This window comes from Streptomyces mobaraensis, assembly GCF_020099395.1.
Lineage (GTDB): Bacteria > Actinomycetota > Actinomycetes > Streptomycetales > Streptomycetaceae > Streptomyces.
The window spans coordinates 2,593,447-2,615,783 of record NZ_CP083590.1 but is presented as its reverse complement, the minus strand read 5'-3'; the positions used below and the strand labels follow the sequence as shown (position 1 = coordinate 2,615,783).

Genomic DNA, 22,337 nt, shown 5'->3' with positions numbered 1-22,337 from the left:
CCCCGTGTCGCTGCCACCCCTGGTCGAGCCGGCTGCCGAGCTCACCGTCGACGAGGTCCGTCGGTACTCGCGCCACCTGATCATCCCGGACGTCGGGATGGACGGACAGAAGCGCCTGAAGAACGCCAAGGTGCTCTGCGTGGGCGCCGGCGGCCTCGGCTCGCCCGCCCTGATGTACCTGGCCGCCGCCGGCGTGGGCACGCTCGGCATCGTGGAGTTCGACGAGGTCGACGAGTCCAACCTCCAGCGGCAGATCATCCACAGCCAGTCCGACATCGGCCGCTCGAAGGCGGAGTCCGCGCGCGACTCGGTGCTCGGCATCAACCCGTACGTGAACGTCGTCCTCCACCAGGAGCGCCTGGAGGCGGAGAACGTCAAGGAGATCTTCTCCCAGTACGACCTGATCGTCGACGGCACCGACAACTTCGCCACCCGCTACCTGGTCAACGACGCCTGTGTGCTGCTGAACAAGCCGTACGTCTGGGGCTCGATCTACCGCTTCGACGGCCAGGCGTCCGTCTTCTGGAGCGAGCACGGCCCCTGCTACCGCTGCCTCTACCCCGAGCCCCCGCCGCCCGGCATGGTCCCCTCCTGCGCCGAGGGCGGCGTCCTCGGCGTGCTCTGCGCGTCGATCGGGTCCATCCAGGTCACCGAGGCGATCAAGCTGCTGGCCGGCATCGGCGAGCCGCTGGTCGGCCGCCTGATGATCTACGACGCCCTGGAGATGTCGTACCGCCAGGTCAAGGTCCGCAAGGACCCCGACTGCGCGGTCTGCGGCGAGAACCCCACGGTCACCGAGCTCATCGACTACGAGGCGTTCTGCGGCGTCGTCTCGGAGGAGGCCCAGGAGGCCGCCGCCGGCTCCACGATCACTCCCAAGCAGCTCAAGGAGTGGATCGACGACGGCGAGAACATCGACATCATCGACGTCCGCGAGCCCAACGAGTACGAGATCGTCTCCATCCCCGGCGCCCGCCTCGTCCCCAAGAACGAGTTCCTCATGGGCACCGCCCTCCAGGACCTCCCCCAGAACAAGCGCATCGTCTTGCACTGCAAGACAGGTGTCCGCTCCGCGGAAGTCCTCGCCGTCCTGAAGTCCGCGGGCTTCGCGGACGCGGTCCACGTGGGCGGCGGCGTCATCGGCTGGGTCAACCAGATCGAGCCGCACAAGCCGGTGTACTGATCCCCGTTCCCGCCGACCGGCGGGGCGGACGAAGCCCGCGGTACCTGACCGGTCAGGCGCCGCGGGCTTCCGTCGTTGCCGGCCGCTGCCCGCTCTCCCTGGCCCTGGGCCGCCGTGTCCACGCGTCCAGCAGCCGGAGCGTCTCTTCGGAGGCGGAGCGCTCCTCGGCGGTGTAGACGCTCAGCCGCTGGTCCGGGTCAGCGGGCAGCGTGAGGGACTCGTATTTGAGGGTGAGCGGGCCGACGACCGGGTGGTGGAAGTGTTTGCTGCCGTGCGTGTGCCGGTGCACGTTCTGGTCGGCCCACCAGCGGCGGAAGTCCTCGTCCGCGATTGAGAGTTCGCCGACCGCCGAAGTCGGTGACGGGCGACGTGAGCGTGCGCGATACCTTGGGCCTCTCCGGGAGAGGGGCGGGACGGTGTCAGACCGGCAGTGGGAAAGCGAGTCCGCCAGGTATCTGGTTCCGCGGGGGCCCGGGCGCCCCGAGGCGTGGGCCGAGGAGGCCGCCGAGCGGAAGGGGCGGGGCCGGCAGAGGCTGCTGGAGGCCGGGGTCGTCGAGCCGTCCGATGACGTGACCCGCGCCCTTCAACTCGCCGCAGATGAGCGCGTGGTGGTCCGGCGACGGCTTGTGCTGTTCGATGACGCGCCCGTCGAGATCGTGACGTCTCACTTTCCCGGCCGCATCGCGGACGGGACGCCGCTCGCCGCGCCCGGGAAGGTGCCCGGCGGTGCCGTGACCTTCCTCGCCGGGCTCGGCTATCTCGCGAAGAAGGTCGAGGAGGGCGTCGGTTGCCGGATGCCCACGGCCGAGGAGCGAGAGCTGCTGCGCCTCGGTGAGCACGAGCCCGTGCTCGTCGTCTCGCGGCTCGTGCTCACCGACGGCGACCTGCCGGTGGAGGTCTGCGAGATGGTCATGAACGCGCGGGACAGGACCGTGCGTTACCGGATGCGGATGGGGTGACCGTGGCGCGCTGGAAGGATCCCCGCCCCGCCCATCAGCAGATCGCGGCGCGTATCAGGGACCAGATCATGTCGGGTCACCTGGACCCCGGGAGCAAGCTGCCGTCCACGCAGCAACTCATGGACGAGTACGGCGTGGTCGGCACCACCGTGCAGAAGGCACTGCAACTGCTCAAGGGCGAGGGGATCGTCGTCGGCAGGCCCGGCAAGGGTGTGTTCGTCCGCGAGCAGCCGAACCACGTCATCGAGCCCGCCTCGTCCATGCCGCCCTCCGCCCCGGGGATGCCTTACTGGTGGACGCGGCATGCCGCCGCCCGGGCGAAGAAGGGCGCGGCCCGCATCCTGGAGGTGGCGGAGGTCGCGCCGCCCAAGGACGTCGCGGCAGCGCTCGGGCTCGCGGAGGGTGCGACGGCCGTCGTCCGCAAGCGCGTCATGCTGCTGGACGACGAGCCCGCCGAGCTCGTCCACTCGTACTATCCGGCGGAGCTCGCGCGCGGGACCCGGCTCACTGACCGGCGCCGCATTCCCGGCGGGAGTCCGACGCTGCTCGCCGAGCTCGGTTACCCGCCACGGGAGTTCGTCGACAGGGTCTCCGTGCGGCCGCCCACCGCCGAGGAGTTTGTCGCCCTTGAACTCCCCGGCGAGGTGCCGGTGCTGCGGACGTTCCGCGTCGTCCGCTCCGATCGCGGGCGGCCGATCGAGGCGACCGTCATGATCAAGGCGGGGCACCTGTACGAGCTGGAGTACCGGCTGCCGGTGGAGTGACCGCCTGCCGGGGTCAGGGGCGCCAGGCCGGGACCGACAGGGTGGTGCCCGTCTCGGCGTACGTCTTGAGGTTGGACAGGACGAAGTTCCAGCCGCCCGAGATCTGGCGCAGTTCCTGTTCGTCGCGCAGGTTGACGTGGGCCACGGTGAGTTGCACGGTCTCGCCGTACGGCTTGAGGTCGAAGGTGACCCGGGACGGGCCGTGCGGGCGCTCCTCGTCGGGGCCGGTCCAGGTGAGGACCAGACGGCGCGGGGCTTCGATCTCGACGACCGTGCCGATGACGTCGTCGATGCCGGACTCGTCCAGGCGGCGGTGGGCCCACGAGGAGCCGGGCTGCCAGTCGGAGACGTTGTGGTGGTGCCAGTACGCCGCGGTCGCCGTGGGGTCCATGAGGCACTCCCAGACCTTTTCCGGGGTGGCGGCGATGTAGGTGGTGTGGACGAACTCGGGGCGCGGTTCGTTCTCGGTACTCATGAGGGATTCCGCTTTCTGTTTCAGTGTGCTCAGCGCGTCCAGCCGTGGCCGGTCGAAGGCGCTGATCCACCGCTCCTGGATCTCGTGGAGCGGCACGGGGTCGAGGTAGTGCAACTTCTCGCGGCCCTTGCGGACGGTGCGGACGAGTCGGGCGGCCTCCAGCACGCCGAGGTGCTGGGTCAGGGACTGCCGGGTCATCCGCACGCTCTCGCACAGTTCGCCCAGTGTCTGGCCGTTGTTCTCGCGCAGTCTGTCCAGCACGAACCGCCTGGTCGGATCGGCCAGGGCCTTGAAGACCCGGTCCATCTCACTGCTCACACCTCAATTATGCAGGCGATTGCCTGCATGTCAATGAATGCCCGAGACGCCCCTGAGTCGCTGTCTCAGCGGTGGACGAACGAGGTGGTGTTGCCGAGGGGGGTGTTGCTGGTGAAGGTGCAGGTCAGGAGCTTGTCGACGCGCTCGGTGGCGGTTAGGAGGGCGGCGGTGTCGTCCGCGGGCGCCTCCGGGACGGGGGCCACCCCTGACACTGCGTGGCCGGGTGCTCCTCGGGCTCCGGGGGAGGAGGCTGGGCAGGGGGTCGGCTCCGCCGCACTGGTTGAGGAGGTTGCTGCCGGGGAGGACGGCGTGGTTGCCGCCGGCGCAGAAGGAGAAGGCTGTGGAGGCGGCGGCGCGAGAGCTCTTGGCTCCGCGAGACCTCATGGCTCCGCGACAACCGTGCCACCCGGCGGGCACGGGCCTCGCCGCCGGGTGGGAGACGCCGCGCGCGGCGGCGCTACGAGCAGGTCGTGCCCTCCTTCGGGATCTTTCCCTCCAGCAGGTAGGCGTCGACCAGGCGTGTCATGCAGGCGTTGCCGCTGTTGTACGCGCCGTGGCCCTCGCCCCGGTAGGTCACGCCGACGCCGACGCCCTTGCCCAGGCGCTCGGTCATGGTGCGGGCGCCCTCGTAGGGGGTGGCGGGGTCGCCGGTGTTGCCGATGACGACGATCGGGGCGGAGCCGTCCGCACGGACGTCGGGGGTCTTCCAGGCGCCCTTGACGGGCCAGTCGGTGCACTGGAGGAGGGCCCAGGCGGCGGATTCGCCGAAGACGGGGGAGGCGGCGCGGAAGGCGGGGAGGCGGGACGCGACGTCGTCGGCGGTGTAGCGCTGTTCCGCGTCCGCGCAGGAGATCGCGCGGTTGGCGGGCTGGAGGTTGCTGTAGTGGCCGTCGGGGGAGCGGCCCGCCAGGGAGTCGGAGAGCAGCTGGAGGGTGGTGCCGGTGCCCTTGGTGCCGGCCTCGCGGAGGGCGGCGGTCAGGTACTTCCAGGTGTCCTCGGAGTAGAGGGCGGCGGCGATGCCGTTCACCGCCTGGTCCTGGGTGAGGGGGCGGTCCTTCTGGGTGGTGGGGAGGGGGTGGGCGTCCAGGCGCTTGAGGAGGGTGGTGATGCTGTTCTGGGTCGGACAGGCGTTGGCCGCCGCTCCCTTGGCGCAGTCCTTGAGATAGTCGTTCAGGGCCAGTTGGAATCCCTTGGCCTGGGCCAGGGAGCCCTCGGCCGGGTCCTGGGAGGGGTCGACGACGGCGTCCAGGACGGCGCGTCCCACCCGCTTCGGGAACAAGTGGGCGTAGACGCCGCCCAGTTCCGTCCCGTACGAGATGCCGAAGTAGTTCAGCTTCTCGTCGCCGAGCGCGGCGCGCAGCCGGTCGAGGTCGCGGGCCGCGTCGGTGGTGCCGACGTGCGGGAGCACCGTGCCGGAGTGCTGGGCGCACGCCTGGACGTAGCGCTTGTTCTGGGCGAGGGCGGCGGTGAGCTCGTCGGCGTCGTCGGGCGTCGCGTCCGTCGACTCGGCGGCGTCCAGCTCGCGGTCGTCCAGGCAGCGCACGCCCGCGCTCTCGCCGACGCCGCGCGGGTCGAAGCTCACCAGGTCGTAGCGGGCGCGCAGCCCGGCGTAGCTCTTGGCGAGCTCGGGCAGCGTCGCCACGCCCGAGCCGCCCGGGCCGCCGAAGTTGAAGACGAGCGAGCCGACGCGGTGGGCGGAGTCGGTGGCCCGGGCGCGGATCAGGGCGAGGTCGATCGTCGGGCCGTCCGGTTTCGCGTAGTCCAGCGGGACGGGCAGCGTCGCGCACTCCCAGCCCTTGCCGGGGGCCTTGCCGCCGCCCTGGGCCGCCGTGGGCGCGGCGCACGGCTTCCAGGCGCCGAGGGCCCCCTTCCCGGCCGCCCTGTCCTTTCCGCTGTCGCCGCCGCCGGTACCGGAAGCACCGCCGGAACCGCCGTCGCCGCCGGAACCGCCCCCGTCCCCGGATCCGCAGCCGGCGGCGGTGAGGACGAGCGCGAGGGCGGCGCCTGCGAGGGCGAGGGCCCTCGGCCGTGTTGGACTCATGCCACGACTCTACGGTGGGGGCCGGACACTCGGCGGGGGAACGCTCCGGGGCTCCGGGGGCCTCCGGGGGCGTCCGAGAGCCCGTACCGCGCGCGTCCGGGCACGCGTCGTACGCCGCCGGGCCGCGCCGTGCGCCTCACGGCCTCCGGGGCGCGGCCTCCGGGGGTATCGCGCGCACCGGGCGCTCGGAACCGGGCCCGTACCCCGGCCCGAACCCGTCCCGCGCCGGCGCCGACGCGTCGCCCGAGGGCCGTGGCGTCGCTGGGGTCGGCGGTACGGGCGTGCCGTCCGGCCCGACCATCGGGGCCGACTGCGTCTGCCAGAGCGCCACCAGCGCGGCCAGTAAGGCCGTGACGGCCAGGGCACCGGTGAAGCGCCGCGCGTGCCGGCCGGACTCCGGATCCGGTCCTGTTCCCGAGCCCGGCCCTGGCCCCGGCCCTGAGGATTCGTCCCGCATCTCACCCCTCCTCTCGCCCCTGAAACGGCCCGCCCGTACGGACGGCCCGTGCCGCCCCCGGCGCAGCACCCCGACAACCGACCTGTGTGCGAGCGATCGTAGTGCGGGCCACTGACATTCGAGAGAGCGGAATTCGCCGTACGGTGTGATCTGCTATGGGTGCTATGAGCACACCGTGCCGCGCCCCGGCACAGTACCGTCCAGGAGATAGGCGTCGACGGCCTTCTTGACGCAGGAATTGCCACTGTCGTAGGCCCCGTGGCCCTGCCCCCGGTACGTCATCTCGACGCCGACCCCGTCGCCCAGCGCTCGCGCCATCCTCTGCGCTCCCTCGTAAGGGGTGGCCGGATCACCGGTGTTGCCGACCACGAGGATGGGCGCCGCGCCCTTGGCGGTCACGTCGGGCGTCCGCCACTCGCCCTTCACCGGCCAGCCGGTGCACTGGGTCAGCCCCCACGCCATGAACGCGCCGAACACCGGGGACGCCTTGCGGAACCGGGGCACCTGCCCCGCGATCTCGGCGGCCGTGTACCGCTGGGAGAAGTCCGCGCAGGTGATCGCCGCCAGTGACGCCTGGAGGGAGCTGTAATGCCCGTCCTGGCCACGGCCGTTCATGGCGTCGCCGAGCGCCATCAGGATCTTGCCGTCGCCGTTCTCGGCGTCCTCCAGCCCCTCGGTCAGGTAGTCCCAGAACTCCTTGGAGTACAGCGACTGGGCGATGCCGGTGGTGGCGAGGGACTGGGTGAGCCGCCGCCCCTCGGCGCCGGGCACGGGCGTCTCGCCCAGCCGGTCCAGCAGGGACACGATCTGCCGCTCGGTCGGGCAGTTGTCGTGCGTGGCGGCGCAGGCGGTGAGGTAGTTGCCGAGGGCGAGTTCGAAGCCGCGGGCCTGTGCGAGGGCGCTCTCCACCGGGTCGGTCGTGGGGTCGACGACGGCGTCGAACAGGGCCCGTCCCACCTTCTTGGGGAACAAGTGGGCGTACACGCCGCCCAGTTCGGTGCCGTACGAGACGCCGAAGTAGTGGAGCTTGTCGTCCCCCAGGGCCTGGCGCATCAGGTCCATGTCCCGGGCGGCGTTGGCCGTCCCCACGTACGGCAGCACCTTCCCGGAGTGCCGCCGGCACGCCTCCGCGTACTTCTCCACCCGCCCGACCAGGGCCTTCTGCTCCTCGGTGGTGCGCGGCATCGAACCGGCCGCGTAGTACGCGTCCAGCTCCTTGTCGTCCAGGCAGGTCACGCCGCCGCTGCGGCCGACCCCGCGCGGGTCGAAGCTCACCAGGTCGTAGCGGCGGCGCAGGTCCCGGTAGTCCTCGGCGAACGCCGGCAGGGTCGCCACGCCCGAGCCGCCCGGGCCGCCGAAGTTGAAGACGAGCGAGCCGATGCGGTGGGCGGGGTCCGTGGCGCGCGCCCGGATCAGGGCGATGCCCAGGGTGTCGCCGTCCGGGTGCGCGTGGTCGAGCGGGACGCGCAGGGTCGCGCACTCCCACTCGTCGCCCGGCGCCCGGGCCGGCACGCCCTCCTTGCTGCTGGGCGCGGGACACGACTTCCAGTCCAGGGACGGGCGGGACGGCCCCGCCGAACCGGGCGCGCCCTCCGCGGCGGCCCCCTTCTCCCCGCCGGTGCACCCCGCGACGGCCAGCATCCCGGCGGCGAGCAGGCACCCGGCCCGTATGCGTCTGGACACCGCTGCTCCCGGGGTCGGAGGGACGGAGGGGACGGACAGTCCCCATCGTCCGGGCGGTGAAGGGGAGTGCGCGCGCAGTGCGGGGCGTACGGGTGGAAAGAGGGGCGCGCGGGCGGCGGGGTGCGTCGAGGGGGTGGGGGAGGGGTACGGGAGGGGGCTGTTCGTGGAGTGCTTCCTGCGTGTGGGGGGAGGCTGACGATGGGTGCCGCGGTGGGCTGGTGACGCGTCGAACCTCGCCGCAGGGCGTCCGCCGGAGGACGTCCGCCAAAGCGGTACGCCGGAGCGGGCCGTCAGAGCAGGACGAACGTGACCGCCGTCGCCCGTACGCCCACCCACACCCGGGCGCCCTCCACCGGGCGGAGCTCCGCCGCGGCGCGCGGCGGGAGTTCGGCGACGGCGTCGGGCCCGTCGGCGCCGCCCGCGACCAGGACGCGCAGCCGCCCGCCCTGCGCGGAGACCTCCCGTACCGTGCCGGGCCAGACGTTGCCGCGCTCCGGTCCGTCCTCCGGCGGGCGGGACGCGGAGAGGGTGACGGCCTCCGGGCCGGCGACCGCCAGGGCGGCCGTCGCGCCGTCCGGCGGGGGAGCGGCGGCGGTCAGCTCCGTGCCGTCGTCCAGCCGCAGCGTGCCCTCGGCGGTGACCTTGCCGGGCCAGGCGTTGTGCCCCAGCATCCGGGCGACCCACGGCGAGCGCGGGAGGCGGGCCAGTTCGTCCGGCGCCGCGTACTGCACCACCTCGCCGTCCTCCAGGACCAGGACGCGGTCGGCGAGCGACACGGCCTCCACCGGGTCGTGCGTCACCAGGAGGCAGACGCCCCCGAAGCCGGCGAGCCGGCGGCGCAGGGCCTGCCGTACGGACGCCTTGGCCGACTGGTCGAGCGCGGCCAGCGGTTCGTCCATCAGCAGCAGCCGGGGGCGCGCGGCCAGAGCGCGCGCCAGGGCCACGCGCTGGGCCTGCCCGCCGCTGAGCTCGTGCGGCCTGCGGTGCGCCAGGTGGCCGATGCCGAGTTCGTCCAGCCCGGCCCGGGCCTCACGGCGGGCCTCGGCCCGGGGCACACCCTGGGCGCGCAGGCCGTAGGCCGTGTTGGCGAGAGCGGTCAGATGCGGGAACAGGGCGCCGTCCTGCGGCACCCACGCGATCCGCCGCCGGTGCGCGGGCGCGGCCGACAGGTCCCCGCCGCCGAGGTCGAGCGGGCTCGCCGCGGCTCGCCGGGTGAGCCCGAGCAGGGCACGCAGGAGCGTGGTCTTGCCGGCGCCGTTGGGACCGACGACGGCCACGGTGGTGCCGGGCGGCACGTCGAGGACGGCGCGGGTGGCGCCGGTGACGGAGGCGCGCAGCGGGTACGGGGTGGGGGTGCGTGCCGGGGTCGTCGCGGCGGGCGTTTCCCTGCGGGCTTCGTCCCCGACGTGTGCTTCCCCGCGGGCTCCTTCCCCGACGGTCCCCTCTCCGCCGGTCCGTTCCCCGCCGGTCCTGTCCCCGCGGGTCAGGTTCCGCGCGCCGGGGGACGGGCAGGCGCCCGCGCCGGAGCTCTCCGCGCCCGCGCCCGCGCCCGGGCAGGCGCTCGGGCGTGTGCCGCGACCGGCCTCCGCCTCCGCGCCTGCCCGCGCGCCTGCGCCCGGGCTCGCACCTGCTCCCACGCCCACATCCGCGCGCACCCCCGCCCCCGCTCCCTTAGGCGCGGCCGTCCACCGCCCCCGCAGCGCGAGCAGCACGGCCGTGGCGATCGCGAGGAGCAGCAGCGACACGGCCGTCGCGCCCTCCGGGTCGTCCTGGAGCAGCAGGTAGACCTGGAGCGGCAGCGTCTGCGTCTCGCCCGGCAAGTTGCCCGCGAACGTGATCGTCGCCCCGAACTCGCCCAGCGCCCGCGCCCAGCACAGTGCCGCGCCCGCGAGCAGCCCCGGGGCGACCATGGGCAGGGTGACGGTGCGGAAGGCGCGCAGGGGGGACGCGCCGAGCGAGACGGCCGTCTCCTCGTACCGGAGGTGCAGGCCCGCGAGCGCCCCCTCCAGGCTGATGACGAGGAACGGCATCGCCACGAACGCCGACGCGACGACCGCGCCCGCCGTCGAGAACGGCAGGGTGACCCCGCACCACTCCTCCAGCCAGGGCCCGGCGACGCCCCGCCGCCCGTACCCCTGGAGCAGCGCCACCCCGGCGACCGTCGGCGGCAGCACCATCGGCAGCATCACCAGGCAGCGCACCAGCGCCTTGCCCGGGAAATCGACGCGGGCGAGCAGCCAGGCCAGCGGGACGCCGAGGACGAGGGAGAGCAGCAGGGCCCAGCCGGAGACGGTCAGGGAGAGGGTCAGCGCCTGCCGGACCTCGTGCGAGCCGACGCGGGACGGGAGCGAGCCCCACGGCGTCCGGGCGAGCACGCCCGCCAGCGGCACCAGCAGGAACACCACCGCGAGCCCGGCGGGCACGCCGAGTGCCAGGGGCGTGCGCCCCCGACCCCGCACACCCGCCGTACTCCTCCTCATCGGCGCGCCCGCCTTACGGCCGCTGGAAGCCGGCCGCGCTCAGCAGCCCCCGCGCCTCGGACGACGACAGCCAGCGCACGAACGCGCCCGCCTCGTCCGCGTGCTTCGAGCCCTTGAGCGTGGCGGCCGGGTAGGCGGCGACCGCGTTCCGCGCGTCCGGGACGGCGACCGTGGCCACCTTCCCCTTGGCGGCCGTCGCGTCCGTGACGTACACGATCCCGGCGTCCGCCTCCCCGAGGGACACCTTGCTCAGGACCGCCCGCACGTTCGGCTCCTGCGAGACGGGCTTCACGTCCACGTGCTGCTGCTCCAGGACCTTCCTGCTGTACCGGCCGACGGGCACCTCCGGCGCCGCCAGCACCACCTTGAGGTCCTTCCGCGCCAGGTCGGCGAGGTCCTTGACGTGCTTCGGGTTGCCCTGCGCGGTGGCGATCGTCAGCCGGTTCCGCGCGATGACGACGGGCTTGCCCGTCTCACCGGAGAGCCCGTCCATCGTCTTCGTGTCGGCCGTCACCAGGGCGTCCGCCGGAACGCCCTGCCGGACCTGCGAGGCCAGCTCCTGGGAGCCCGCGAACGAGAACTTCACCGTCGTCCCCGGGTGCGCCTTCTCGTAGGCGTCCCCGGCCCGCTTGAAGACGTCGGTAAGGGACGCGGCCGCCAGCACGGTGAGCGTGGTGCCCTTCTTGCCGTCGCCGCCGTCGGCGGACCCGCCGTCCGACGCGTCGTCGCCGCAGGCGGCGGCCAGGGGCAGGAGCAGGGCGGTGGCGAGGGCGGCGAGACGGACGGACGTACGGCGCATGGGTTCTCCGTGGGGTGCCGGGCGGGGGCGCGAAGCGGGCGGATCGGACGCGGAGTCAGACGAGGTCGACGTGTACGTTGGTGGCCTTGACCCGGGCCACGGCCTCCATGCCCACGGCCAGCCCCAGCTCCTCCACGGCCTCGCGCGTCAGCAGGGAGACGAGGCGGTGCGGCCCGGCCTGCACCTCCACCTGGGCGGCGACGTCGCCGAGCTTCACCGCCGTGATGATCCCGGGGAAGGCGTTGCGGGCGCTGGAGTACGCCTCCTCGCCGTCCTCGTTCGCCTCGGCGGCGAGCGCGACGGAGAACGCGGCGAGGTCCGCCCCGTCGATCTCCCGCTTGCCGTGCTCGTCCCGCCGGGTGGGGATGCGCCCGGCGTCCGCCCAGCGGCGGACGGTGTCGGGGCTGACGCCGAGCAGCCGGGCCGCCCGGCCGATGGTGTAGGAGCGCATGTGCGGCACGGTAGAGCCGTTCACCCGGCATGTGCAAGGGAGAACGGCTTCCGGTCCGGGCAGGTGCGAGGGAGGTTCCTTACGCTGCGGCCGCCGCGGCTCTCTCCGGATCCAGGAGCAGCATGGCCGCCTCGTCCGCGCCGCCGGGCTCGGCCTGGTAGACGACGAGGCGCTGACCGTCCGTCCCGGACAGCGGCATGACCTCGTAGACGAGCGTCATCGCCCCCACCTTCGGATGGCTGAACGTCTTGGTGCCGCCGACGCGCTCCTTCACGTCATACCGCTCCCACAGCGTGGCGAACTCCGGCGACTTCAGCAGTAGTTCACCGACCAGCGCGGCCAGCCGGGGCGAGTCCGGGTCGACACCGGCGATCGCGCGGAGGTGGGCCACCGACTTGGCGACGGTCTCCTCCCAGGGGTTGTAAAGGGTGCGCCCCACCGGGTGCAGGAACAGGTACCGGTTCACGTTGCGCTCCTCCCGCGGCCAGTCCCAGAGGCCGGGCATGAGCCGCCGTCCCGGGAGGTTCGCGGCCAGCATGTCGCTGTACCGGCTCACCACGTACGCCGGCAGCGGCCGCACGGCCTCCAGCATCCGCAGGACGGACGCGCGCACGGTCTCCCCGCCGCCGGACCCCGGCCCGGCGGGCGTACGCGGCTCGGGGACGCGGCCGGAGGCGAGTTCGGCCAGGTCGTGGAGGCGCTGGTGGGCGTCCCCGTTCAGCCGCAGCGCGCGGGCGAGGGCGTCGATCACGGCCGGCGAGGGGTTCCGCTCGCGGCCGCGCTCCAGGCGGGTGTAATAGTCGACGCTCACGCCGGCGAGCGTCGCCAGCTCCTCCCGGCGCAGGCCCGGCGTCCGGCGCAGTCCGGTGCCCGAGGGCAGCCCGACGTCCTCGGGGGTGATCCGCGCCCGTCGCGCCTTCAGATATCTGCCCAGTTCGGTGCCGCTGTCGGTCATCCCGCCATTGTCGCCGGAGGCCCCGCGCGGTGGGGGGCCGTGTCAGGGCCAGGAACGCCGCGGCCTCCCGCCGGGCGGAACGGCGCGGCAAGCTGGTCCTGTTGCGGGCGGCCGGCGGCCGTGGTGCGGGGAGGCGTACGACGTCGTGCCCCGACGCGGTGGGTGCCGCCCGCACGACGGCCGCCGGGCGGCTCCCGGCCGGACGCTCCGGCGGGGACCGCCCGCGGCGGCCGGCACCGCCGGACGGTCCGGCCCGCCGGAAGCGACCACGACGCCCCCCGCCCACTCGCCGTTCCGTCTCCTCCCCACCCCGAAGCGACCGCGACGCCCCCTGCCCACCCGCCGTTCCGTCCCCTTCCTCCCCCTCCCGGAAGTGACCCCACATGCCCAGGACCACCGCCCGCCGCCCACCCGCCTCCCGTACCCGCCCGGTCCCCTCCTCCTCGGCCCCCGCCTCCCCGGTCGCGCTGATCGCCTCCCTCCTCGGCTTCGCCGTCATCACCATCGACGTCTCGGCCGTCAACATCGCGCTGCCCGCCATCCGTTCGTCCCTCCACGGCGGGATGTCCGGCCTCCAGTGGGTCGTCGACGCGTACACGCTGATGTTCGCCGCGCTGATGATGTCCGCCGGGGCGCTCGCGGACCGGTCCGGGGCGCGCCGGGCGTACGCCTGGGGGACCGCCCTGTTCACCCTCGCCTCCCTCGGCTGCGCCCTCGCGCCCGGGATCGGCGTGCTCATCGCTGCGCGGCTGGCGCAGGGCGCGGCGGCGGCCGTCGTGATGCCCGCCTCGCTCACGCTGATCCGGCAGGCGTACGACGACCCGGCGCGCCGGGCGCGGGCCATCGCGCTGTGGACGGTGGGCGGTTCGGTGTCCATGGCGGCCGGGCCGGTGCTCGGCGGCATCCTCGCCGAACACGCGGGCTGGCGCGCCGTGTTCCTGCTCAACCTCCCGGTGGGCGCCGTGATCCTGGCGCTGCTGGCCCGCACCGCGCCGTCCGCGCGCCGGCCGGCGCCGCTCGACCCGGCGGGGCAGGCCACCGCCGTCCTGGCCCTCGCCGGCCTGACGTACGCGGTGATCGAGGGCGGCCACCGCGGCTGGACGTCCGTGCCGGTGCTCGCCGCGCTGGCCGTCGCGGCCGGTTCCGCCGCCGCCTTCCTCGCCGTGGAGAAGCGGCACCGCGCGCCCATGGTCCCGCTGGGCATGCTGCGCGAGCGCCGGGTCGCCGTCGCCCTGACGGCCGGCTTCGCCGCCAACGCGGCCTTCTACGGCCTCGTCTTCCTGCTCGGCCTCTACTACCAGCAGGCGCGCGGCATGTCGGCGACGGAGGCGGGGCTGATGTTCGTGCCGCTGTCGGTCGTCATCACCGCCGCCAACCTGGTCTCCCCGCGGCTGGCGGAGCGGATCGGCCGGCGCGCCGTCATCGTCCTGGGGCAGGCGGTCCTGGCGCTGGCGATGGCCGCGCTGCTGCCGCTGTCGGCGGACACCCCGCTGTGGCTGGTGCTGCTCCTGCTCGTGCCCACCGGTCTGGGCGGCGCGCTGGCGGTCCCCGCGCTGACGGCCCTGCTGATGGACGCCGTCCCGGGGCACCGGGCGGGTACGGCCTCGGGCCTGTTCAACGCGGTCCGCCAGACGGGCGGCGCGCTGGCCGTCGCCGTGTCCGGCGCCCTGATAGCGGGCGGGGGCGCGGGGGATACGGCGGGGGCGTTCTCGCTCGCGGGCATGCGGGAGAGCCTGTACGCCGCCGGGGGCCTGCTGTGCCTGACGACGGCGCTCACGGTGTGGCTGCTGCGGCGGGAGCGGACGGCGTGAGGGGAGGGGCGGCGTGACGGGAAGGGGGCAACGGCCCGGAAGGGCGCCCCACTTCCGTACCCCTCCCCTCAGATGGCACCCTTCCGCGTCAACTGGTTGAAGCACAGCCACCCCGGCAGCACCGGCAGCCAGAAGGTCAGCAGCCGGTACAGCAGCACCGAAGGCGTCGCGATCTCCGCCGGCAGCCCGGCCAGCGTCAACGCGCCGATGAGGACGCCCTCCACGGCCCCGACGCCGCCGGGCGTCGGCGCCGCCGAACCCAGCGCGTTGCCGGCCAGGAAGATCACCGCGACGCTGGCGAAGCTCATGTCGCCGCCGAACGCCCGGATCGACGTGTCGAGGCAGAACACGAAGGCGGCGGTCAGCAGCAGCATGCCGCCGATGCCGTTGACCAGCTTCCGCGGCCGCTGGAGCAGGTCCAGCATGCGCGGCACGACGCCCGCGAACAGCGAGCGCACCCGCGTCGAGACGAACTTCCGCAGGAACGGGATGGCCGTCACGACCAGCACCAGCACCGCGGCCGTCAGCAGTCCGCCGATGACCGTACGGGACGGCGGGAGCGGCGACTCCGTCCGCTCGGTGCCGGTGATGTAACCGAAGGTCAGCAGCAGCAGGATGTGCGCGGCCAGGCCGAACAGCTCCGACGCGCCGACGCTGGCCACGGCCAGCCCCGGGCGGATCCCGGCCCGCTGCAGGAAGCGGCTGTTCAGGGCCACGCCGCCGACCGCCGCCGGGGCCACGAGCTTGACGAACGAGCCGGCCACCTGTGCCATGACCGTCCGCAGGTACGGCACCTTCTCCGGGACGAAGCCCAGCAGCCGCATGGCCGCCGCGAAGTAGGAGAGCGCGGAGAAGGCCGCGGCGACCGCCACCCAGCCCCAGTTGGCATGGTCGATGATCTTGTCGAGTTCGACGTGCGACAGCTGCGAGAGCAGGAAGTAGGCGGCGATCGCGCCCGCGATGGAGCTGATCAGCGTGCGCGGCCGGATGCGCTCCAGCCGGACCGGCTCTATCGGCGCCTGCGGCCGGATCAGCAGCACCTGGCGGCGGATCTGCGCCAGCAGGTCCTCCTCGCGGGCCTCCTCGGCCGCGACGTCCAGCGCCTGCTTCTCCGCCTTCTTCTCGGCCTTGAGCGCCCGGCGGTCGTCCGCCGGGCCCGAGCCCTTCTCCTCCCGCTCCCGGGCCCGCTCCTCCTTGGCGATCCGGGACGCCTCCAGCACCGCGTCGCGTTCGCGCTGGGCGCGCTCGCGCGCGAGCCGGCGCAGGGTGGCACGGCTGGCGCGGGTCAGGGCGATGGGCTGGAGCAGCGGCAGGCTGTCGGCGACCGCGTCCGGGCCGAGCACGGCGACGGCCGAGGCCACCGCCCGTTCGGCGCCGACCCGCAGGCCCAGCGTGGTGAGCAGCTGGGCGACGTCCATCCGCAGCACCAGATCGCCGGCGGCGATCTCACCGCCGCGCAGATCGGTCAGGACGACATTGCCGGAACGATCCACCAGGAGCGCGTCGCCGTCCAGGCGCCGGTGCGCGATCCGGCGCGACTGCAGGGCGCGCACCTGCCGCCAGGCGCCGTCCACCAGCTCGTCGGTGATCTCCTGGTCCGGCAGGGTGTCCAGCGTCCGCCCGCCGACGTGCTCGTACACCAGCATCACGGCGTCCGGGCCGAGCTCGCTGGTGGCGATCAGCTTGGGGGCGTTGGCGCCGGCGGCGATGGCCGCGTAGGCGAGCAGCGCCTCCTGCTCCAGCGCCTGGCGGAGCGACTGCAGGCTGCGCCGTTGCGTGATGCCGCGCAGCGCGAGCCGCTGCCACAGCCGGTAGAAGAAGCCCTGCGCCTGCTGTTCGCGGTCGACGACCGTGACGTCCAGCGGCGGGCCGTCCTCCAGCGTGACGACGTACCGGCGGCCCCGGTCGTGCGCGGTGCCCTGGGCCGGCTCGGCGTCCGGGGCCTCCTCCGTGCGCAGCGCGCTCACCGGCTTGAAGCCGACGCGGCGCAGGCCGTGCAGGAGGTGCTGGCCGGTGGGGCGGACGTTGGGGGAGCCGACGGCGTAGAGGGTGCCGTAGGCGACCGTCCAGCCGATGAGCACGGTGGTGGCGATCGAGAACGGCGTCGAGTAGCCGTTGACCAGCACCGCGAACGCGTCGAGCAGCAGCACCGCCCACATCGCGACCCGCCAGCGCGGACGCCGCGACATCCCGACGGCCGTCATATAGGCGATCACGGGGGCGAGGTAGCCGTGGACCGGATCGGTCAGTTCATGGGTCGGAGTGATCCGGGTGAGCGCCTCCCGGATGGACTCCGGGGCGGCCTCGGCGACCCAGAGCGCGGCGCCGAGCGAGACGCCGTGCGCCAGGACGGCCGCGAGGACGCCGTCGGCGATGCGCAGGCCGTCCCGTTTGACCAGCCGTTCGACGGCGAACGCCACCGGCACGATGAAGATCGCGACGTTGGCCGTGAGACCGGCGATGTTGGCCAGCGTCTGCGGGGCGTGCCCGGCGCTCTCCTTGATGTCGCTGGCGAGACCGGTGGTGGTGCCATGCGCGAACGCGGCCAGGGCGAGGACGACGGCGATGCCGATGATGCCCAGCAGCATGCGCACCAGGTCGGCGGGGCGGTGGACGCGGGCGGGGAGCAGGGGCTCGTCGCCGGAGACCTTGTCGATGTGGACCTCGCCGTCCTTCGTGTCGCACGCGTACGACGAGCCGGCCGGGCGGGCCGGGGTACCGGGGCGCGGCCGCTCGGCTTCCCCGTCTCCCGCGCCGCTCCCGGGCAGCGCCTGGCGGGCGCCGGCCTCCTCAGGAGGTCCCGCGCCCTGCTCGTCGTCCGTGTCTTCCTGGTCTTCTCGTTCTCGTATCACCAGTCACCGCCCGGAAGATGGTGGCATGGCCCTGCCGGGCAAGGGTGTATCAGGGTGCATTTCGGGGGCGCGGACCTCGGATCGTACGCCCTGTAGTCCGATCGCGCACTCTGGGTGATCTTCCGGAACCCGAACCTCCGGACGGTGGCCCCGGAGCGCGCGGTGCCTGCGGCAGTATGGACCGGGTGACCGACGCATCGCCGCCCGGACTTCCGGGGCCAGCCGAGCTTCCCGAGTACGCGGAACGGGTCCTCTCCGTCGCGGAGATCATCCCGCCGGGCCGGGTGATGACTTACGGCGACGTGGCCGAGTGGCTCGGCGAGGGTGGTCCGCGCCAGGTCGGCCGGGTGATGGCGCTGTACGGCGGCGCCGTGCCGTGGTGGCGTGTCGTGCGGGCCGACGGCGTCCTGCTGCCCGGCCGCGAACAGGCGGCCCTCGGGCACTACCGCGAGGAGGGCACGCCGCTCCGGATCACCGGCCCGGCCGCCGACGGGCACGTGCCACGGCTCGCGATGAGGCGGGCGCGGTGGGACGGGGCGCCGGCCGGCGGGGACGCCGGGGCGACCGGGGCGGACAGGGCGGCCGGGAGTGCCGACGTGGACGGGGCCGAGGAGCCTCCCGAGGGCCTCGGAGCTCTCGGTGACCTCCGTGACCCCGGTGACCCCGGTGACCCCGGTGACCCCGGAGGCGCGGGGCGCCGGTGCCGAAGCGCGCCCGACGGCGCGCGCCGAACGGCCCGGCAGGACCGGCGGGAACGCGATGCGGTACGAGACGAACGGGCCGGGGTGCGCGGCGACGCGAAGGGCGCGCGCGGCGGCGCGTCGCGTGTGAAACGCGCCACCTGATCCGCCCGTTCGCCGGGCAACCCGAACGGGTGAGGTGCCCGAACGGCCCTCACGCCCCCGGGAACGCCCTGCGCCCCACCCGCCTCCTGGCGTAGCGTCGAGGGCCGCCCCACCCCCGCGCCCCGACGGCGCGCGGAGATCCGTACCCGACCCGCAGGACCGGCACCTCACGTGAGTTCCACCCCCCTTTCCGGCATCCCCGGCTCTTCCGGCGCCCCCGGCCCGCTCGCCCCGGCGCGCCCGGAGGACCCGGAGCGCCGGCGGGCACCCCGGTCCGCGCCGGGCGCGTACCGCCTGGTGCGCACGCCCCCAGGGCGCGTGGTCCCCCCGGAACTGGACGCGGCACAGCGCGCGGTGGTTGAGCACGGACAGGGGCCGCTGCTCGTCCTCGCCGGTCCGGGGACCGGCAAGACCACGACGCTCGTGGAGGCCGTCGCCGACCGGGTGCGGCGCGGCGCCGACCCGGACCGGATGCTCGTCCTGACCTTCAGCCGCAAGGCCGCGGCGGAGCTGCGCGACCGTGTGGCGGCCCGGCTGGGGGAGCGCGGGCTGGCGGCGCGCGCGCCGCAGGCCACCACCTTCCACTCCTACTGCTACGCCCTGGTCCGCGCCCACCAGGAGGCCGGCCTGTTCGCCGAGCCGCTGCGGCTGCTGTCCGGCCCGGAACAGGACGTCGCCGTCCGGGAGCTGCTCGCCGGCCAGACCGAACTGGAGCGCGCGGGCCGCGCCACCGTGCGCTGGCCGGACGACCTGCGCGCCTGCCTCACCACCCGCGGCTTCGCCGACGAGGTGCGCGCGGTCCTCGCCCGCAGCCGGGAACTGGGCCTGAGCCCGGAGTCGCTGGCCGCCTTCGCCGAGCGGACGGGACGCGGCGACTGGTCGGCCGCGGCGGCCTTCCTCGCCGAGTACCTGGACGTACTCGACGCGCGCGGCGTCGTCGACTACGCGGAACTGGTGCACCGCGCGGTGCTGCTGGCCGAGCGGCCGGAGGTCGCGGCGGACCTCGCCGGACGGTACGACGCGGTGTTCGTCGACGAGTACCAGGACACCGACGCCGCCCAGGCACGGCTGCTGCGCGCGCTGGCGGGCGGCGGGCGCACCCTGGTCGCGTTCGGCGACCCCGACCAGTCCATCTACGCCTTCCGCGGCGCCGACGTGGGCGGCATCCTCGACTTCCCGACGGCCTTCCCGCGCCGCGACGGCTCGCCCGCCCCGGTCCGCGTCCTGACCACCTCCCGCCGCTCGGGCGCCGCCCTCCTCGCCGCCACCCGCCTCCTCACCCGCCGGATGCCCCTCGGCCGCCTCCCGTCCGACGCCGTCCGCGCCCACCGCGACCTGACGGCCGTCCGCCCCGGAGGCCGCGTGGAGGCGTACACCTACCCGACGCCCGGCGCCGAGACCGACAACATCGCGGACATCCTCCGCCGCGCCCACCTGGAGGACGGCGTCCCCTGGGGCGCCATGTCCGTCCTCGTCCGCGCCGGCTCCCGCTCCATACCGACCCTCCGCCGCGCCCTCACCTCGGCGGGCGTACCGGTGGAGGTCGACGGCGACGACATCCCCCTCCGCCACGAACCGGCGGTCGCCCCGCTGCTGACGGCACTGCGGGTGGTGGCGGAATGGGCGGCGGGGGCGCCGGGGCCGGACGGGGACGCGGCGGATGAGCCCGGGAGCGATGTCCCCGGAGCCGAGGGTGCCCTTGGCGAGCTGAAGGGCGACGCCTCCGGGCCCGGAGGCGGGCGGGGAAGCGCCCCCGCGTCCGAGTGGGGGGCGGCGCCCGGCCCGGGCGGGGACGCCCCCGGCGAGCCCGGGGGCGACGCTCCCGTCCCCGCCGCCGCGTCGGACGAGGACGGCCCCGCCGGGGCCGAAGGCACCGGTACGGGCCCGGAGGACGACCCCGCCGGGACCGGGCGCGAGGGTGCTTCCACGCCCGCGCGCGAGCCCGGCGCCACACCGGAGTCCGGCCCCGGCACGGCCGCCGCATCCGCTTGCGCCCCGGCCCCCGACTCGGCCACGCGGCCTGGCATCGCCGTGTCGCCCACCCCCGCCGCTGCCCCTGTGCCCGAGCCCGAGCCCGCGCGCGAGCGCGAAGACGGGCCCACGCCCGAGCCCGACGGCCGGCCTGGGCCCGGTCCGGCCCACGAGGGCGCGGCGGACGAGCGCCCGGCCGCGCCCGCCCCCGCCGCAGCCGGCGTACTCACCCCCGAGACCGCCCTGACCCTCCTCACCTCCCCTCTCGGCGGCATGGACGGCGCCGACCTGCGCCGGCTCGGGCGGGCCCTGCGGGAGGAGGAGCGGGCCGCCGGCCGTACCGCGCCGCGGGCCTCGGACGTGCTCATCGCCGAGGCGCTCGCCGCGCCGGAGCGTCTGGTGGCGCACGATCCGGCGTACGCGCGGGGCGCGCAGCGCCTGGCCGCGCTGCTGAGCGCCGCCCGGGACCGGCTCCGGGCCGGCGGCACCGCCGAGGACGCCCTGTGGACGCTCTGGAACGGCACGCCCCGGCACCCCGCGCCCTGGCCGGACCGGCTGCGCCGCGCCGCGCACCGCGGCGGCGCCGCCGGCCGCAACGCCGACCGCGACCTCGACGCCGTCTGCGCCCTGTTCGAGACGGCGGCCCGCGCCGAGGAGCGCGTCGGCGGCCGGGACGTGCTCGGCTTCCTGGACGAGCTGGAGGCCCAGGACATCGCCGCCGACACGCTCACCCGCCGGGCCGTGCGCCCGGACGCCGTCCGGCTGATGACCGCGCACCGTTCCAAGGGCCTGGAGTGGCGGCTCGTCGTCGTCGCCGGGGTGCAGGAGGGCCTCTGGCCCGACCTGCGCCGCCGCGGCTCGCTGCTGGAAGCGGACCGCATCGGCCGCGACGGCCTCGCCGAACCCCTCCCGCCCGGCGCGCTGCTGGCCGAGGAGCGCCGGCTGTTCTACGTGGCGGCGACCCGCGCCCGCGAACGCCTGGTCGTCACGGCGGTCAAGGCCGCCGCCGAGGACGGCGACCAGCCGTCCCGCTTCCTCACCGAGCTCGGCGTCGAACCGGTCGACGTCACCCAGCGCCCCCGCCGCCCCCTCGCCGTCGCCGCGCTCGTCGCCGAGCTGCGGGCCACCACCGTGGACCCCGCCGCCTCCGACGCGCTCCGGGCCGCCGCCGCCGACCGGCTGGCCCGCCTCGCCGGCCTGCGCGACGACGAGGACCGGCCGCTCGTCCCGGCCGCCGACCCCGACCGCTGGTGGGGCCTGTACGAGCCGACGCACAGCGAGGTGCCGCTCCGCGACCGGGACCAGCCGGTCGCCCTGTCCGGCTCGGCCGTCGGCCAGCTTGTGGACACCTGCTCGCTCCAGTGGTTCCTGGGGCGCGAGGTACGCGCCGAGGCGCCCTCGGGAACGGCCCAGGGCTTCGGCAACGTCGTGCACGTCCTCGCCGACGAGGTCGCCTCCGGCCGCACCCCCGCCGACCTCGCCGTCCTCATGGAGCGCCTGGAAACCGTCTGGGACGCGCTCGCCTTCGACGCGCCCTGGAAGTCCCGGCAGGAGAAGGAGAACGCGCGGGCCGCCCTGGAGCGCTTCCTCCGCTGGCACGTCATGGAACGCGGCCGCACCCCCGTCGCCACCGAGCACCCCTTCGACGTCACCCTCACCGCGGGTGACCGGCTCGTCCGCGTCCGCGGCTCCATGGACCGCGTGGAGCGGGACACCTCCGGCCACGCCTACGTCGTCGACTTCAAGACCGGCAAGACCCCGGCGACCGCCGCCGAGGTGGCCCGCCACCCCCAGCTCGCCGTCTACCAGCTCGCGGTCCGGCACGGCGCCGTCGACGACGCCTTCGACGGTGTACGCCCGCGCCCCGGCGGCGCGGAACTCGTCCAGCTCCGGCAAGGCGCCACCAAGAAGGAGGGCGGCGACGCGCTCCCCAAGGTGCAGGCCCAGGAACCGCTGTCCGACGGCGGCGAGGAGGGCACCGACTGGATCGGCGACCTCCTGGCCACCGCTGCCGGGCGCGTCCTGGACGAACGGTTCTCCCCGCGCCCCGGCACGCACTGCGCGCACTGCGCCTTCCGCTCCTCCTGCTCGGCCCGCCCGGAGGGCCGCCAGATCGTCGAGTGACGGCCCGGACGTCCGGCATATCCATCACATCCGTCACGTCCGTCACGCGCCGGGCAGGCGCTCGGCGTCCGGGGAAGCGCCGCGGAACCGCCGTACAAGCGGCCCGGGCGCCCACGCCCAACCCGGCCGGCCGCCGTCCCCGTACAAGATCGGGAAGGCCGGCCGGCGC

Annotated in this window: 17 protein-coding genes; 6 read left to right on the top strand and 11 right to left on the bottom strand. The window is 74.9% G+C overall.

All coding sequences use genetic code 11. From position 1 onward, the window contains the following. Positions 1 to 4 precede the first annotated feature (4 nt). Positions 5 to 1,183 carry an adenylyltransferase/sulfurtransferase MoeZ gene (gene moeZ, locus K7I03_RS11020; protein WP_224346992.1) on the top strand — a complete coding sequence of 393 codons (1,179 nt, stop codon included), beginning with the start codon at positions 5 to 7 and terminating at the stop codon, positions 1,181 to 1,183. Positions 1,184 to 1,235: 52 nt separating this feature from the next. On the opposite strand, the gene K7I03_RS11015 is transcribed toward moeZ, so the two are convergent. Then, positions 1,236 to 1,634, bottom strand: coding sequence for an MmyB family transcriptional regulator (locus K7I03_RS11015; protein WP_224347414.1), 399 nt, complete (start codon positions 1,632 to 1,634; stop codon positions 1,236 to 1,238). Here K7I03_RS11015 and K7I03_RS11010 point away from each other — a divergent pair. Both K7I03_RS11010 and K7I03_RS11005 read left to right on the top strand, forming a co-directional pair. Beyond that, positions 1,600 to 2,142 (top strand): UTRA domain-containing protein, encoded by a 543-nt coding sequence (locus K7I03_RS11010; protein ID WP_185941710.1) that lies wholly within the window; start codon positions 1,600 to 1,602, stop codon positions 2,140 to 2,142. The genes K7I03_RS11015 and K7I03_RS11010 overlap by 35 nt on opposite strands. A 2-nt stretch (positions 2,143 to 2,144) precedes the next feature. Continuing rightward, positions 2,145 to 2,906 carry a GntR family transcriptional regulator gene (locus K7I03_RS11005; protein WP_185941709.1) on the top strand — a complete coding sequence of 254 codons (762 nt, stop codon included), beginning with the start codon at positions 2,145 to 2,147 and terminating at the stop codon, positions 2,904 to 2,906. 13 nt (positions 2,907 to 2,919) lie between these two features. Here the strand turns inward: K7I03_RS11005 and K7I03_RS11000 are convergent, their stop codons facing one another. From K7I03_RS11000 to K7I03_RS10960, 9 genes are all read right to left on the bottom strand, one after another. Then, positions 2,920 to 3,687: an ArsR/SmtB family transcription factor gene (locus K7I03_RS11000; protein ID WP_185941869.1), complete on the bottom strand. Its 768-nt coding sequence runs from the start codon at positions 3,685 to 3,687 to the stop codon at positions 2,920 to 2,922. Positions 3,688 to 3,764: 77 nt separating this feature from the next. Beyond that, positions 3,765 to 3,902 carry a hypothetical protein gene (locus tag K7I03_RS10995; RefSeq protein ID WP_221902717.1) on the bottom strand — a complete coding sequence of 46 codons (138 nt, stop codon included), beginning with the start codon at positions 3,900 to 3,902 and terminating at the stop codon, positions 3,765 to 3,767. Positions 3,903 to 4,156: 254 nt separating this feature from the next. Further along, the gene (locus K7I03_RS10990; RefSeq protein ID WP_185941707.1) at positions 4,157 to 5,740 is read right to left on the bottom strand and encodes an alpha/beta hydrolase; all 1,584 of its coding nucleotides are present in this window, start codon (positions 5,738 to 5,740) and stop codon (positions 4,157 to 4,159) included. Positions 5,741 to 5,876: 136 nt separating this feature from the next. After that, complete coding sequence (locus K7I03_RS10985) at positions 5,877 to 6,197, bottom strand: hypothetical protein (RefSeq protein ID WP_185941706.1); 321 nt, start codon at positions 6,195 to 6,197, stop codon at positions 5,877 to 5,879. 162 nt (positions 6,198 to 6,359) lie between these two features. Next, the gene (locus tag K7I03_RS10980; protein ID WP_185941705.1) at positions 6,360 to 7,880 is read right to left on the bottom strand and encodes an alpha/beta hydrolase; all 1,521 of its coding nucleotides are present in this window, start codon (positions 7,878 to 7,880) and stop codon (positions 6,360 to 6,362) included. Positions 7,881 to 8,170: 290 nt separating this feature from the next. Further along, the gene (locus K7I03_RS10975; protein WP_185941704.1) at positions 8,171 to 10,360 is read right to left on the bottom strand and encodes an ABC transporter permease; all 2,190 of its coding nucleotides are present in this window, start codon (positions 10,358 to 10,360) and stop codon (positions 8,171 to 8,173) included. Between the two features lie 13 nt (positions 10,361 to 10,373). Further along, on the bottom strand, positions 10,374 to 11,159 hold the full coding sequence (modA, locus tag K7I03_RS10970) for a molybdate ABC transporter substrate-binding protein (protein ID WP_185941703.1): 786 nt from the start codon (positions 11,157 to 11,159) through the stop codon (positions 10,374 to 10,376). Between the two features lie 55 nt (positions 11,160 to 11,214). Further along, positions 11,215 to 11,610: a TOBE domain-containing protein gene (locus tag K7I03_RS10965; RefSeq protein WP_185941702.1), complete on the bottom strand. Its 396-nt coding sequence runs from the start codon at positions 11,608 to 11,610 to the stop codon at positions 11,215 to 11,217. Positions 11,611 to 11,689: 79 nt separating this feature from the next. Beyond that, complete coding sequence (locus K7I03_RS10960) at positions 11,690 to 12,565, bottom strand: helix-turn-helix domain-containing protein (protein ID WP_185941701.1); 876 nt, start codon at positions 12,563 to 12,565, stop codon at positions 11,690 to 11,692. A gap of 383 nt (positions 12,566 to 12,948) precedes the next feature. Here K7I03_RS10960 and K7I03_RS10955 point away from each other — a divergent pair, with 383 nt between their 5' ends. Continuing rightward, positions 12,949 to 14,376 (top strand): MFS transporter, encoded by a 1,428-nt coding sequence (locus K7I03_RS10955; protein ID WP_185941700.1) that lies wholly within the window; start codon positions 12,949 to 12,951, stop codon positions 14,374 to 14,376. A 68-nt stretch (positions 14,377 to 14,444) separates the two neighbouring features. On the opposite strand, the gene K7I03_RS10950 is transcribed toward K7I03_RS10955, so the two are convergent. After that, positions 14,445 to 17,228, bottom strand: a complete 2,784-nt coding sequence (locus tag K7I03_RS10950) for a lysylphosphatidylglycerol synthase transmembrane domain-containing protein (protein ID WP_185941699.1) — start codon at positions 17,226 to 17,228, stop codon at positions 14,445 to 14,447. Positions 17,229 to 17,413: 185 nt separating this feature from the next. On the opposite strand from K7I03_RS10950, the gene K7I03_RS34300 reads away from it, so the two are divergent. Together K7I03_RS34300 and K7I03_RS10940 are read left to right on the top strand one after the other, a co-directional pair. Then, positions 17,414 to 18,073 carry an MGMT family protein gene (locus tag K7I03_RS34300; protein ID WP_278255086.1) on the top strand — a complete coding sequence of 220 codons (660 nt, stop codon included), beginning with the start codon at positions 17,414 to 17,416 and terminating at the stop codon, positions 18,071 to 18,073. Positions 18,074 to 18,370: 297 nt separating this feature from the next. Continuing rightward, positions 18,371 to 22,168 (top strand): UvrD-helicase domain-containing protein, encoded by a 3,798-nt coding sequence (locus K7I03_RS10940; protein WP_398858502.1) that lies wholly within the window; start codon positions 18,371 to 18,373, stop codon positions 22,166 to 22,168. Positions 22,169 to 22,337: the final 169 nt, after the last annotated feature.

Excerpts from the sequence above, each read along its gene's own strand:
- K7I03_RS10965 (WP_185941702.1), bottom strand. The coding sequence starts at position 11,610 with ATGCGCTCCTACACCATCGGCCGGGCGGCCCGGCTGCTCGGCGTCAGC.
- K7I03_RS10975 (WP_185941704.1), bottom strand. The coding sequence starts at position 10,360 with ATGAGGAGGAGTACGGCGGGTGTGCGGGGTCGGGGGCGCACGCCCCTG.
- K7I03_RS10960 (WP_185941701.1), bottom strand. The coding sequence starts at position 12,565 with ATGACCGACAGCGGCACCGAACTGGGCAGATATCTGAAGGCGCGACGG.
- K7I03_RS10985 (WP_185941706.1), bottom strand. The coding sequence starts at position 6,197 with ATGCGGGACGAATCCTCAGGGCCGGGGCCAGGGCCGGGCTCGGGAACA.
- K7I03_RS10990 (WP_185941707.1), bottom strand. The coding sequence starts at position 5,740 with ATGAGTCCAACACGGCCGAGGGCCCTCGCCCTCGCAGGCGCCGCCCTC.
- modA (WP_185941703.1), bottom strand. The coding sequence starts at position 11,159 with ATGCGCCGTACGTCCGTCCGTCTCGCCGCCCTCGCCACCGCCCTGCTC.
- K7I03_RS10955 (WP_185941700.1), top strand. The coding sequence starts at position 12,949 with ATGCCCAGGACCACCGCCCGCCGCCCACCCGCCTCCCGTACCCGCCCG.
- K7I03_RS11000 (WP_185941869.1), bottom strand. The coding sequence starts at position 3,687 with ATGGACCGGGTCTTCAAGGCCCTGGCCGATCCGACCAGGCGGTTCGTG.